Origin of the sequence: Lentibacillus sp. Marseille-P4043 (genome assembly GCF_900258515.1) — a bacterium.
Classification (GTDB): Bacteria; Bacillota; Bacilli; order Bacillales; family Amphibacillaceae; genus Lentibacillus_C.
Genome location: NZ_LT984884.1, coordinates 2,821,272 through 2,833,767 on the forward strand (window position 1 = coordinate 2,821,272; position 12,496 = coordinate 2,833,767).

The following is a 12,496-nucleotide window of genomic DNA, read 5'->3' on the forward strand; positions in this document are numbered from 1 at the left end:
ATATGCTACAAAAAATGTATGATTGGATCGATGAACGCGTTGATATTACGCCTTTGTGGCGCGATATTGCGGATCACGAAGTTCCTGAACATGTTAATCCGGCACACCATTTTTCAGCGTTTGTTTATTGTTTTGGTGGATTAACGTTTTTCGTAACAGTAATACAAATACTTTCAGGAATGTTTTTAACCATGTATTATGTACCAGATATTGAAAATGCATGGAAGTCTGTTTACTACTTACAAACAGAAGTAGCTCATGGTCAAATTGTACGAGGCATGCACCATTGGGGCGCAAGTGTTGTTATTGTAATGCTTTTCTTACATACATTGCGCGTGTTTTTCCAAGGCGCGTATAAAAAACCTCGTGAACTTAACTGGATGGTAGGGGTATTATTATTCTTTTGTATGCTTGGACTAGGATTTACAGGCTACCTGCTACCATGGGATAACAAAGCTTATTTCGCAACACAAGTTGGACTTGAAATAGCGGAAAGTGTTCCATTCATCGGTGAGTGGATAAAGGTTCTTTTAGCTGGTGATGCAAGTATTGTAGGTGCACAGACACTGACAAGATTCTTTGCGATTCACGTATTTTTCTTGCCAGCAGGTTTGTTTGCCTTAATGGCAGTTCACTTTTTACTAATACGTAAACAAGGTATTTCTGGACCACTATAAAATAAAAGGAGGGGAAAGCTGTGCATAAGGGTAAAGGAATGAAGTTTGTCGGCGATTCACGAATTTCAGCCGATACAAAACCGAATGTTCCCAAAGACTATTCTGAGTATCCTGGAAGAACAGAAGCTTTTTGGCCTAACTTTTTATTAAAAGAATGGTTAGTTGGTTCTGTATTCTTAGTTGGATTTCTTTGCTTAACAATTGCTCATCCATCACCATTAGAAGGTATGGCTGATCCGACAAATGCGGGTTATATACCATTACCAGACTGGTATTTCTTATTCTTATATGAATTGTTAAAATACGACTTTGCAAGTGGACCATATATTCTATTTGGTATTCTAGTCATTCCTGGTCTTGCATTTGGTGGCCTGTTATTAGCGCCATTTTTGGATAAAGGACCTGGTAGGAGACCACACCAACGTCCTGTTGCAGTTGGTATGATGTTACTTGGTGTAGCATCTGTTATTTGGTTAACATATGAATCATCTGCACACGTTGATTGGGAAGCTCGTGCAGAAGCTAATAAACCAGTACAACCTACAAATGTCGAAATTGATAAAGATAGTGCTGGTTATAAAGTATTCAAAAGCAATTGTATGACTTGTCACGGTGAAGATTTACAAGGTGGGGCTGCTGCTCCTTCTTTAATCGGAATTGATCATTCGAAAGAAGAAGTTATGAAAATTGCTCAAGAAGGTACCGGCGATATGCCTCCAGGTGTATTTAAAGGAACCGATGAAGAATTAAACGATTTAGCAGAATTTATTGTATCTGTTAATGAAGAAGCTAAATAGACGGTTATAAATCGAATTAGACACCTTTGCCATACTAAAATGGTGAAGGTGTCTTTTTCCATCTTTGTTTAATATGGAAAGGGTTTATTATGATACGATACATACTGCAAGATAGAAAGTTTTTACTTTGTTTATTTATTATTAACTTACTTGGAACAATTTATGGATATATATGGTATGAACAACAATTGGAGATTACACCAACAATTTTTCTCATCTTTGTACCAGATAGTCCAACAGCAACACTGTTTTTTACAATCGTTCTTCTTTTTTTTCTATTAAAAAAACATGCACCTTACTTAGAGGCGCTTGCAATTGTAACACTGTTTAAATATGGAATTTGGGCAGTCGTTATGAATTTATTAACGCTCAATGTTGACGGACATTTAGCTTGGCAAGGTTACATGCTAATTGCATCACATGGTGCAATGGCAATTCAAGGGTTACTTTATGCACCATTTTATAAAATTAAATTCAAACATTTGGCAGTTGCTGCAATTTGGACGTTACATAATGATGTGATTGACTATGTATTTGAGATGATGCCAATGTATGGTTCATTAACGGAATATATGAATGAGATAGGCTACTTTACTTTCTGGCTCAGTATATTATCTATTTTTATTGCATATTGGTTAACAGCTAGAAGTTCAAATCGGTTGAATGACTAAGTTATCCGTTATAAATTTAACATCACACGCATATACATTAGTGTTAGAAGATGTATACGAGGTGATCTCTATGAAGCATCTGTTGGTTCGTTTCCTATTCGTTCTGTTAATGTTAGGTGTTTTTGTTTTTCCACTATATGCTGTCAATGCATTTACAAAACCTCCATTTTCAACAGCTACCAATGTAGAAACAACCAGTGATATGACACCATTGTACTGGATGATTGCAATTGTTGGTGGATTAATTGCAGTTACACTGACGTATGTTAGTTGGAGAAAATATAAAGGTGAAGTAAAAAAACGATCAAAGAAAGGACCAAACAGTTGACTTATTGATTAATTTTGACTAAAATTGACCTTAAGCTAGTTTTAATAAAATAGTGGAGGAATGCAAATGTCACTTGGTGGGTATATCATTTACTTTGTCCTATTAATGGTTATTCCGTTATTGGCGCAATCAAAAGTGAAAAACACCTATAAAAAATATGCAAAAAAAGCAACATCATCACACATGACAGGTGCAGAAGTTGCTCGAAAAATTTTAAATGATAATGGTATTTTCAATGTAAGCGTTGAGGAAACTAGAGGATTTCTTTCCGATCATTATGATCCACGGAAAAAAGTTGTCCGACTTTCTAGTGATAATTATCATGGTCACTCGATGGCATCTTCAGCAATCGCAGCCCATGAAGTAGGACATGCTATTCAAGATGCAGAATCATATGCTTTTTTACGTTTCAGACACGCGTTAGTTCCTGTAGCTAATTTAGGATCTAATATGTCCTTCATCCTAATTTTGGCGGGGATTTTCATGGGGATGATGAACTTAGTACTGTTAGGGATTATCTTCATGTCTGCTGCAGTATTATTCCAATTGGTAACATTACCTGTCGAGTATAACGCATCAAGTCGCGCAATGGAACAATTGGTTTCTACCGGTGTTATCCGCAATAACGAAGAACGGGAAACGAAAAAAGTTTTAAATGCCGCGGCGCTGACATACGTTGCTGCTGCATTAGTTGCTGTAGCAGAACTATTGCGATTTGTGTTAATGTTTGTAGGAGCAAATGAAGATTAATAGAAAGGGATGACATCCACTTGTCATCCCTTTTTCTTATAAATTAATCATCTATCGGGTTTTTATTTTCGTCGAGGGTAAATCCTTCTCCAGCCACATCATGGACAGAACCAACGGCGACGAACGCGTGGGGATCAATATCTTCTATAATCCCTTTCAGACGGACAATTTCGTTTCTGCCAACAACACAATAGAGTACATCCCGTGTTTCGCCTGTAAAGCTCCCTTTCCCCGCTAGTACCGTAACGCCACGATCCATATCGATGTTAATTTTCTTTGCTATTTCGTCACTCTGGCTAGAAATAATAGTTGCTCCACGCCCTGAATAGGCACCTTCTTGAATAAAGTCAATTACCCGTGCAGCAATATAAACTGCAACAAGTGTATACATCCCTTCGACAAGGTTTAAATACACGATTACGGATGAGGTAATGACCATGAAATCAAACAAGAACATTGTCTTGCCCATGCTCCAACCTGCGTATTTATGAACAATCCGTGCGATAATATCAACCCCGCCAGTTGTTCCACCATAACGAAAAATAATCCCAAGCCCAATCCCAATAAAAACACCGGCAAACAGTGCTGCCAACGTCATATCAGATTCTAAATGAACAGGAAACGGATGAATTTGAAAAATACTTAAAAATAGTGATACCGCAACTGTTCCGATGATCGTATATAAAAACGTATTCCGGCTTAGAAACTTCCATCCGACAAAAAACACCGGAATATTAAGAACTAAATTTGTAATCGCTGGATCCCAATTCCACAAGAAATACATAAGCAGTGTAATCCCGGTAAATCCGCCTTCACTCAAATTATTCTGCATATTAAAATGAACAATTCCAAATGAGAAAATAGCGGAACCTAAAAGGATAAATAAGATATTTTTTATTTTTAGACCAAAAATCAATTTCATTACCTCCTCATCTATCTATAACGTTTGTATAAAGGCGAAAGCTTACACTTTTATTATTATAGACAAATAATACCATCTAAACAATGTAAATAAGAAAATAAATAATTTGTCAAATCAGTACGTTTTAGCTAACATTAAGTAAGGATAACCACTTTAAAGGAGATTTCTGATGGAAAATAAGAAACCTATTTATAATACGGTAGACATCCAAAAACGTGTTGATTCGTACATATCACAGTTTAAAGAGGGGTATTTCTCACCATTAAGTTTAATGGCACGACTGTCTGAAGAAGTTGGAGAGATGGCAAGAGAAGTGAACCATTTCTATGGTGAGAAACCTAAAAAGGCAAGTGAAGCAGAAAATACGGTAGAAGAAGAACTTGGCGACATTATCTTTGTTCTGACGTGCTTTGCAAATTCACTTAATATCGATTTATCGGAGGCATTTGATAAGTCGATCAGCAAAATTGAAACAAGAGATAAGGATCGCTGGACAAAAAAAGATTAATTACGATTTGGCTGTTTTCTAAATGATTGTTGTTTTTTACACAATAGATATAAACTGCGACACAGTGACAATGCTTTTCTTGTGACGTTTTCTCGCACTCTAAAGTGGGATGAATGCTAGACCTCGCTACGGCAGAATACTTCGCTTTCCGTGGGCACGGCCTCAGCCTCCTCGGAAGCAAAGTGCGCTTCCTGCGGGGTCTTCGGACACGTGCTGTTCCCACAGGAGTCTCCGTATTCTGCCTACGCTAGCAGTGATTTTCTGGCTATAAAGTAGTTATTGCTTCAATGTTACACACGGTTTTCTTCTCGCATGAATAGAAAGACTTGTTAAGGCTTGGGGAAAATGCGAGACTCCTCGAAAATGAAATACACATTTTCTTCGTGCGGTGAAGATTCAAGGATGTCTCTTCAAGTCCTATGGGAAAGGAACAGTCTGAAGGCACCAAAGGAAGTGGTTTTCTTCCGAGGAGGCTGAAGCGTTCCCAATGGAAAGCGAGTATTTTCCCCAAGCCACGAATTACCACTCACCTTGTAAAGGACGGGAGGAAGTCACGTAAAAAGTTACGTCGCAGTCTATATCACGAAATTTAAAAGCAACAAACATCGAAAAGAGCCTACGATTTAAACTACTGGAGGAGGAAACATGAATGAGTATTAATGTCATTATCGCTGGACCAAGGGGTAAAATGGGGTCTGAGGCCATTCAAATGGTTACGAATGAACCAAATTTTGAATTAGTTGCATGTGTAGATCGAATAAATAATGGAAAGACACTTCAAGACATCGATGGATTACCGGATTTAGCTGTTCCTATTTTCGAAGACATCAATGAATGCTTTGAAAAGATACAAGCAGATGTTTTTATTGATTTGACTGTTCCAAAAGCAGCTTTTGAACATGCCAAGCAGGCACTAAATCATCAGGTGCGGCCTATAATTGGTACGTCTGGGCTTACAGATGAACAATTAGAAGTATTGAGGCAGATTGCCAAGGAAGTAAAAACAGGGTGTGTCGTTGCCCCAAACTTTGCTGTTGGAGCTGTCTTAATGATGCAATTTGCGAAAATGGCAGCCAAACACTTCCCAGATGTAGAAATAATTGAAAAACACCATGATCAAAAACTGGATGCTCCATCAGGCTCTGCTGTCAAAACTGCACAACTTATAAAAGAAACAAGGGAAGCCAAACATCAAGGACATCCTAAAGAAGAAGAAACAATTGCTGGAGCAAGAGGGGCAGAAATGGATGGCATGCATATTCATAGTGTCCGCTTACCAGGATTAGTCGCACATCAAGAGGTATTGTTCGGTGGTTCTGGACAAACATTAACGATTAAGCATGATTCTTATAATCGTGAATCATTTATGGCTGGCATCAAATTTGCGATTAATAAAGTGATAAATTTGGACGAGTTCGTATACGGATTAGAAAATATTTTGGAGTAGGTGTAACAGATGAATATCGCACTAATTGCACATGACAAAAAGAAACAGGACATTATTGGATTTAGCGTAGCCTATAAACAAATCCTTAGTATGCATAATCTTTACGCCACAGGAACAACTGGGAAATTAATTAGCGAAGCAACAAATTTGAGTATTCACAGGTTTCAATCAGGTCCGCTTGGCGGAGATCAGCAAATCGGCGCCATGATTGCAAACAATGAAATGGATATGGTGATTTTTTTCCGTGATCCATTAACTGCACAACCACATGAGCCAGATGTTAGTGCTTTAATGCGTGTATGTGATGTTCATTTGATTCCATTAGCAACTAATCTTGCCGCTGCTGAGATTGCTATTCATGCCTTAGATCGTGGCGATTTTCAATGGAGAGAAATCGCAAAAATGAAAAGGGATCAATCACAATGAAGAAAATCGGTATTACATGTTACCCAACAGTTGGTGGATCAGGTGTCATTGCTACTGAACTAGGTATAAAACTTGCTGAGCTCGGAAATGAAATCCATTTTATTACATCAAGTTTACCTTTTCGGCTTGATCATGTTCATCCTTCCATTTATTATCATGAGGTAGAGTTGAATCATTATCCAGTATTTCAGTATCCACCATACGATCTAGCATTAGCCAGTAAAATGGCAGAAGTAATCGATCAAGAAAAATTAGATGTATTACATGTCCATTATGCAATGCCACATGCAATATGTGCTATCTTAGCCAAACAAATCGCCAATCGCGATGTAAAAATTGTCACAACGTTGCATGGCACGGATATTACTGTATTAGGTATTGATCGAACTTTTAAAAAAATGATTAGACACGGAATCGAACAATCCGATGCAGTTACAGCAGTTTCCCATAGCCTAGTCAAGCAAACCGTTGATATGCTTGGTGTAAACAAAGAAATATCGGTAATTTATAATTTTGTTAATGAGAAAGAGTACCATAAAAAAGAATTATCAAATGTGAAAGAACAATACGGAATTAAAGCCGATGAAAAAGTAATTATCCATATATCCAATTTTCGCAAGGTAAAACGGGTAGCTGATGTGATTCATACATTTCAAATGATTAACAAACATGTTAAAGCAAAACTCCTTTTAGTTGGTGATGGACCGGAATATTCGGATTCCCGCCAGTTGGTTGATAAACTCGATCTCAATGATAAGGTGCTTTTTCTTGGAAAGCAAAAGAATGTTAGTGAATTACTATCAATTTCAGATTTAAAGTTACTACTCTCCGAAAAGGAAAGTTTCGGTCTTGTATTACTTGAAGCAATGGCTTGTGGCGTACCCGGAATTGGAACAAACGTTGGTGGTATCCCGGAAGTAATCGATCATGATGAAACAGGATTTATTGTAGAACTTGGACATGTCGAGGAAGCTGCAGCATATGCTGTACGCTTATTGCAGGATGATGCTCTCTTAGATAAGTTTTCTAAACAAGCGTTACAACGTGCGAGAACTGAATTTCTTTCCGAGAAAATTGTTGGAGAGTACATCGCTCTATATGATGATGTATTAGCAAAATAGAAATGGTGATAACGATGCAGATAAACTTGTTCGAACAAGCAAGACCAATATTGGAGAAACTTGAAAAGCATGGGTACCAAGCTTTTTACGTTGGGGGCTGTGTTCGGGATTTGCTGCTTAACCGTTCAATTGGTGACATTGATATTGCAACATCAGCTCAACCTAGTGAGGTTCAGGACATATTTGAAAAAGTCATCCCGGTTGGAATCGAACACGGAACGGTTATCGTCCGCCATGAGCATGAATCCTATGAAGTTACAACGTTTCGTCGCGAAGGTGAATACAGTGATAATAGACATCCAGATAGTGTAGCATTTATACAAAAAATTGATGAAGATTTACAACGCCGCGATTTTACAATAAACGCGCTCGCAATGGATATACATGGAAATATTATTGACTTATTTGCTGGTAGACAGGATTTACAACAAAAACTAATTCGTACTGTTGGAGACGGTTACGAGCGATTCAGTGAAGACCCACTGAGAATCATTCGCGCATTACGTTTCTCCAGTCAATTAGGATTCACCATTGAACGGAAAACGCTTGACAACATGATGCGTCTGAAGCAACAGATTAGTGGGCTTGCAGTCGAACGAATGGCAACCGAAATCACGAAACTATTTGCAGGGGAATTCGTTAATATAGGTATCGACTATTTAATAAGCACAGAAATATATAAACAATTGCCAGTTATGATAGAATATCCATATATCATTCATCGATTACCACAACCAGTAAACCCATTACAATCGTTTGGTGAAGTCATTGCACTTTTTCATTTCCTTGAACCTAAAATTAATATCATCTACTGGGTAAAAGAATGGAAGTGTTCAAATAAAATCAAACAAGAAGCCATGCAATTGGCCGATGCTTTGTTTTATTATCAACGACATGGATTGGATCAATGGCTCGCATACCGTTTAGACACAAGCTTCCATAAAGGGTTTATTCGGCTAGGAAAGATTTTATTTGACGTGTTTCCAGTTAGCCTGGATAACCTTCAGAAATTAAAAACTAACTTGCCGATTCATAGCAAAAGGGATGTCGCGTTAAATGGAAATGACCTCCATAGATTATTTCCCGAATATGAGAAAGGCCCCTGGATAAAGCGGTACTTAATGATACTTGAGAAAAAAGTTGTGTACGGAGAATTAGCAAATAACAAAAATGACTTAAAGGACTGGGTAAAATGGAATCCACCCGAAATAAATTAATAAAACTTTTGGCGAGCAGTGGTGATCACTACATTTCCGGTCAATTATTATCTGAAAAACTGGCTATTTCAAGAGCTGCCATTTGGAAACACATGAAAGAATTAGAGAAAGATGGCTACCAGATTGAAGGGAAGTCAAAAAAGGGCTACCGAATATTGAAATTCCCTGATAAAGTAAGTGAAAACACAATTTTATGGGGATTAGGTACACAATGGTTAGGTAAAACAGTCATACATAAAGAAGTAACTACATCAACCCAACACATTGCCCATCAATTGGCACAGGAAAACGTGGATCATGGAACTGTCATTGTGGCAGACGAACAAACAGCAGGAAAAGGTAGAATGAACCGTAAATGGCATTCAGCAAAACAGAAAGGTATTTGGATGAGTATCATTTTGAGACCTAATATATTGCCTTACCTTGCCCCACAATTAACACTGTTAACTGCTACTGTTCTGGCGGATGTTTTGACTAAAGATACACACACAAACCCAAAAATTAAATGGCCAAATGATATTTTAATCAACCATAATAAGACAGCAGGTATCTTAACGGAAATGCAGGCAGAACAAGATCAAATTCAGTATGTTGTGATTGGAATTGGGATCAATGTGAACCAAACACATGATGAGATACCATCTGATATTAAAAAGAAAGCAACATCCTTACTAATGGAGACCAACAAAGAATGGGACACGCAAACACTCATCCAAAACATTTTAATGACATTTGAAAAAGCGTATGATGCATATATTGCGAATGGATTTCCAGATGTTAAAAGCAAGTGGGAAAGCTATGGATTTAAAATTGGTGAAACCATTCATATTAAAACGATGAGGGAACAATGGAACGCTGTATTTTTAGGAATTGCCGAAGACGGTGCATTATTAACAAAAACACTCGACGGGGAAATGAAAAAACTATATTCGGCTGAAATTGATTGGTATGAAAAAGGAGGGGACGATTTTGCTAACTAAATTGAATTTGCAGAAGATGAAAGAGGCAAATGAGAAGATAACTATGATAACTGCCTATGACTATCCAGCAGCAAAATTAGCTGAACAAGCAGGAATAGACATGATTTTAGTAGGTGATTCACTTGGAATGGTTGTACTTGGCTATGATTCCACGATAAAAGTAACCGTCGATGATATGATTCACCATGCTAAAGCCGTTAAACGTGGGGCCAGTGATACATTTGTTGTTGTTGATATGCCGTTTATGTCTTATCACATCTCGCTTGAGGAATCATTATATCATGCACGAAAAATATTCCAGGAAACAGATGCTCAAGCACTTAAAATAGAAGGGGCTTCTGATGAGATTCTTACCTTGACGCAAAGATTAACAGATGCTGGCATACCCGTTGTAGCCCATATTGGTCTAACACCACAATCCGTTAATGTTTTGGGTGGTTTTAAAGTTCAAGGAAAGGACCAGAAGGCAGGTACAAAGTTATTACACGATGCCAAACAATTAGAGGAACACGGTGCAATGGCGGTAGTTCTTGAATGTGTGCCGATGGAGCTGTCAAATATCATTACGGAGCAATTAACTATCCCAACAATTGGAATTGGTGCCGGAGCAAAGTGTGATGGTCAAGTCCTTGTTTATCATGATATTATCCAATATGGTGTTGATCGCTTGCCAAAGTTTGTTAAATCATATACCGATGTTAATTCGACTATCAAACAAGCAATAACGACGTATCATGATGATGTGAAACAAGAACATTTCCCAACCGAACAATACAGTTTTGCTATTAAAAATAAAGACTTTTTACCAAAAGAATAAAGTAGGTCGATACAAAATGGAAATCATTCGTGCCAAGTCAGACATGCAAAGGAAGTCATTTAACTATATCCGTGCTAATAAGACAATCGGTTTCGTCCCGACGATGGGATTCTTTCACGAAGGACACCTTGCTTTAATGGAACAGGCGAAACGGGATAATGATCTCGTTATCACCAGTATATTTGTTAATCCATTACAATTTGGACCTAACGAAGACTATGAGCGATATCCAAGAAATGAAGAAAATGATATTGCACTAGCAGAAAAAGCGGGTGTAGATATTGTTTTTATTCCAGATGCTAAGGATATGTATCCAACTAAAATGCTAATTTCTATGGCTATTGAAGAACGGATAAATGTTTTATGTGGACGCACACGATCTGGCCATTTTGAAGGAGTTTTAACGGTATTATCAAAACTTTTTCATCTTACTCAACCTTCAAAAGCATATTTTGGGATGAAAGATGCCCAACAGATTGCAGTTGTGGATGCTCTGATCAAGGATTTAGATTTTCCGGTCGATTTAATCGCTCTACCAACGATTCGAGAAAATGACGGCTTAGCGAAGAGCAGCCGAAATGTTAACCTTGATGAAAATGAACGAGAAGAAGCAGTGTTCTTATACAAAGCATTGCAATATGGTCGGGAATTAGTAGTTGACGGAGAAAAAAATCCTGCTATCATTGTAAAAGAGGTTATGGACATAATTGACAAACAAACAAATGGGACAATTGATTATGTCGAATTATTGAGCTACCCTGCATTACAGCCTGTTTCACTTGTAGATCAACAAGTGATTTTAGCAACAGCAGTTAAGTTTAAACAAGCTCGGTTAATCGATAACCTGATTTTTGATAAAAATGGAAGTTTAGTCAAACGGATCGAGTAGGGGGAAGGATTTATGTTTCGCACCATGATGAAAGCGAAAATTCATCGTGCACGAGTAACCGAAGCAAATCTGAATTATGTTGGAAGTGTAACGATTGATCAAAATATTTTGGATCAAGTTGGTATTTTGCCACACGAAAAAGTCCAAATCGTAAATAATAATAATGGAGCACGGCTGGAAACCTACGTTATATCAGGTGATAGAGGATCTGGAGTTGTCTGCTTAAATGGTGCCGCAGCACGGCTTGTTCAACCTGATGATACAGTTATCATTGTATCGTATGCAATTGTTTCAGAAGAAGAGTTAGCATCATTTAAGCCAAAGGTTGCACTTATGAATGAAAAAAATGACATCACCGAGCTTATCGAACAAGAGCCACCAATGACTGAAATTCACGATGGAAAGATGCCGATTCGCTAAGTTGATGATGGATGTAAAAGGTGTAAACTCTTATCATGGATGCTGATAAGAGTTTTACTTATAAGCTCAACTTTCGCAGCGTGAAATGGACAAATAAACCTTGATAAAATAAGGAAGGATGGAGATTCACTGCTCAAGTTGACTTTGGATTTAATCACTTTTAAACAAACTGCGACTGCTCTTCCCTATAAATACGTGCATTTACCGCCGTCCGGGATCGTTCCGGGTGGATGCTTTCCGCGGGCACGGCCTCAGCCTACTTGCCCCGGCGAGGGGTATGTCGACGTTGTCCGCAAAGGACGGTTTTAGTCGACCCTCCTTTTCAAACCACTCTGCGGGGTCTTCGGACACGTGCTATTCCCGCAGGAGTCACCACCATTCACTCACCCGGACTAGTGAAGTGGTAGGATACTTATAGAACAATTACCACTACGGCTAATGATCGTAAATGCAATACCAGTGGAGGAAATGCACGGAGACTCCTGCGGGAAGAGAGGCCTAGGGGAGACCCCGGAAAGCGATAGCT

At 38.2% G+C, this 12,496-nt stretch carries 15 protein-coding genes; 14 read left to right on the forward strand and 1 reads right to left on the reverse strand.

The genetic code is table 11. The features are described from left to right. Positions 1-2 precede the first annotated feature (2 nt). The 5 genes from qcrB to C8270_RS13970 all read left to right on the forward strand — a co-directional run bounded on the left by qcrB (position 3) and on the right by C8270_RS13970 (position 3,223). Positions 3-677, forward strand: a complete 675-nt coding sequence (gene qcrB, locus C8270_RS13950) for a menaquinol-cytochrome c reductase cytochrome b subunit (RefSeq protein WP_106497416.1) — start codon at positions 3-5, stop codon at positions 675-677. A gap of 20 nt (positions 678-697) precedes the next feature. Further along, entirely contained in the window at positions 698-1,474 is a 777-nt protein-coding gene (locus tag C8270_RS13955; protein WP_106497417.1) for a menaquinol-cytochrome c reductase cytochrome b/c subunit, read from the forward strand. Between the two features lie 89 nt (positions 1,475-1,563). Continuing rightward, on the forward strand, positions 1,564-2,145 hold the full coding sequence (locus C8270_RS13960; RefSeq protein WP_106497418.1) for a DUF1405 domain-containing protein: 582 nt from the start codon (positions 1,564-1,566) through the stop codon (positions 2,143-2,145). After that, positions 2,138-2,473 carry a sporulation protein YpjB gene (locus tag C8270_RS20840; protein ID WP_106497419.1) on the forward strand — a complete coding sequence of 112 codons (336 nt, stop codon included), beginning with the start codon at positions 2,138-2,140 and terminating at the stop codon, positions 2,471-2,473. Before C8270_RS13960 ends, C8270_RS20840 begins: the two co-directional genes overlap by 8 nt. Positions 2,474-2,533: 60 nt before the next feature. Further along, complete coding sequence (locus tag C8270_RS13970; protein ID WP_106497420.1) at positions 2,534-3,223, forward strand: zinc metallopeptidase; 690 nt, start codon at positions 2,534-2,536, stop codon at positions 3,221-3,223. Between the two features lie 43 nt (positions 3,224-3,266). Here C8270_RS13970 and C8270_RS13975 read toward each other — a convergent pair whose 3' ends face one another. Beyond that, positions 3,267-4,145 (reverse strand): YitT family protein, encoded by an 879-nt coding sequence (locus tag C8270_RS13975; RefSeq protein ID WP_199794681.1) that lies wholly within the window; start codon positions 4,143-4,145, stop codon positions 3,267-3,269. A 169-nt stretch (positions 4,146-4,314) separates the two neighbouring features. On the opposite strand from C8270_RS13975, the gene C8270_RS13980 reads away from it, so the two are divergent. The 9 genes from C8270_RS13980 (at position 4,315) to panD (ending at position 11,970) form a co-directional block, all read left to right on the forward strand. After that, positions 4,315-4,653 carry a nucleotide pyrophosphohydrolase gene (locus C8270_RS13980; RefSeq protein ID WP_106497421.1) on the forward strand — a complete coding sequence of 113 codons (339 nt, stop codon included), beginning with the start codon at positions 4,315-4,317 and terminating at the stop codon, positions 4,651-4,653. 649 nt (positions 4,654-5,302) lie between these two features. Further along, positions 5,303-6,100, forward strand: coding sequence for a 4-hydroxy-tetrahydrodipicolinate reductase (gene dapB / locus C8270_RS13985; RefSeq protein ID WP_106497422.1), 798 nt, complete (start codon positions 5,303-5,305; stop codon positions 6,098-6,100). 9 nt (positions 6,101-6,109) lie between these two features. Continuing rightward, positions 6,110-6,526 carry a methylglyoxal synthase gene (gene mgsA / locus C8270_RS13990; RefSeq protein ID WP_106497423.1) on the forward strand — a complete coding sequence of 139 codons (417 nt, stop codon included), beginning with the start codon at positions 6,110-6,112 and terminating at the stop codon, positions 6,524-6,526. After that, positions 6,523-7,647 carry an N-acetyl-alpha-D-glucosaminyl L-malate synthase BshA gene (gene bshA, locus C8270_RS13995; protein ID WP_106497424.1) on the forward strand — a complete coding sequence of 375 codons (1,125 nt, stop codon included), beginning with the start codon at positions 6,523-6,525 and terminating at the stop codon, positions 7,645-7,647. Before mgsA ends, bshA begins: the two co-directional genes overlap by 4 nt. A 2-nt stretch (positions 7,648-7,649) precedes the next feature. After that, a complete protein-coding gene (locus C8270_RS14000) occupies positions 7,650-8,864 on the forward strand; it encodes a CCA tRNA nucleotidyltransferase (protein ID WP_234028568.1) in 1,215 nt (404 codons plus the stop codon). Next, positions 8,840-9,844, forward strand: coding sequence for a biotin--[acetyl-CoA-carboxylase] ligase (locus C8270_RS14005; RefSeq protein WP_106497426.1), 1,005 nt, complete (start codon positions 8,840-8,842; stop codon positions 9,842-9,844). Before C8270_RS14000 ends, C8270_RS14005 begins: the two co-directional genes overlap by 25 nt. Continuing rightward, positions 9,834-10,661 (forward strand): 3-methyl-2-oxobutanoate hydroxymethyltransferase, encoded by an 828-nt coding sequence (panB, locus tag C8270_RS14010; RefSeq protein ID WP_106497427.1) that lies wholly within the window; start codon positions 9,834-9,836, stop codon positions 10,659-10,661. The genes C8270_RS14005 and panB overlap by 11 nt, the downstream gene beginning before the upstream one ends. Before the next feature lie 16 nt (positions 10,662-10,677). Beyond that, entirely contained in the window at positions 10,678-11,550 is an 873-nt protein-coding gene (gene panC, locus C8270_RS14015; RefSeq protein WP_106497428.1) for a pantoate--beta-alanine ligase, read from the forward strand. Positions 11,551-11,562: 12 nt separating this feature from the next. Beyond that, complete coding sequence (gene panD, locus C8270_RS14020) at positions 11,563-11,970, forward strand: aspartate 1-decarboxylase (protein WP_106497429.1); 408 nt, start codon at positions 11,563-11,565, stop codon at positions 11,968-11,970. Positions 11,971-12,496 lie beyond the last annotated feature (526 nt).

What these genes read in the sequence shown, in the direction of transcription:
- qcrB (WP_106497416.1), top strand. Translation starts at nt 3, where the DNA reads ATGCTACAAAAAATGTATGATTGGATCGATGAACGCGTTGATATTACG.
- bshA (WP_106497424.1), top strand. Translation starts at nt 6,523, where the DNA reads ATGAAGAAAATCGGTATTACATGTTACCCAACAGTTGGTGGATCAGGT.
- C8270_RS13975 (WP_199794681.1), bottom strand. Translation starts at nt 4,145, where the DNA reads ATGAAATTGATTTTTGGTCTAAAAATAAAAAATATCTTATTTATCCTT.
- C8270_RS13960 (WP_106497418.1), top strand. Translation starts at nt 1,564, where the DNA reads ATGATACGATACATACTGCAAGATAGAAAGTTTTTACTTTGTTTATTT.
- C8270_RS14005 (WP_106497426.1), top strand. Translation starts at nt 8,840, where the DNA reads ATGGAATCCACCCGAAATAAATTAATAAAACTTTTGGCGAGCAGTGGT.
- C8270_RS13970 (WP_106497420.1), top strand. Translation starts at nt 2,534, where the DNA reads ATGCAAATGTCACTTGGTGGGTATATCATTTACTTTGTCCTATTAATG.
- panC (WP_106497428.1), top strand. Translation starts at nt 10,678, where the DNA reads ATGGAAATCATTCGTGCCAAGTCAGACATGCAAAGGAAGTCATTTAAC.
- C8270_RS13980 (WP_106497421.1), top strand. Translation starts at nt 4,315, where the DNA reads ATGGAAAATAAGAAACCTATTTATAATACGGTAGACATCCAAAAACGT.
- mgsA (WP_106497423.1), top strand. Translation starts at nt 6,110, where the DNA reads ATGAATATCGCACTAATTGCACATGACAAAAAGAAACAGGACATTATT.
- panD (WP_106497429.1), top strand. Translation starts at nt 11,563, where the DNA reads ATGTTTCGCACCATGATGAAAGCGAAAATTCATCGTGCACGAGTAACC.
- C8270_RS14000 (WP_234028568.1), top strand. Translation starts at nt 7,650, where the DNA reads ATGGTGATAACGATGCAGATAAACTTGTTCGAACAAGCAAGACCAATA.
- C8270_RS20840 (WP_106497419.1), top strand. Translation starts at nt 2,138, where the DNA reads ATGACTAAGTTATCCGTTATAAATTTAACATCACACGCATATACATTA.
- dapB (WP_106497422.1), top strand. Translation starts at nt 5,303, where the DNA reads ATGAGTATTAATGTCATTATCGCTGGACCAAGGGGTAAAATGGGGTCT.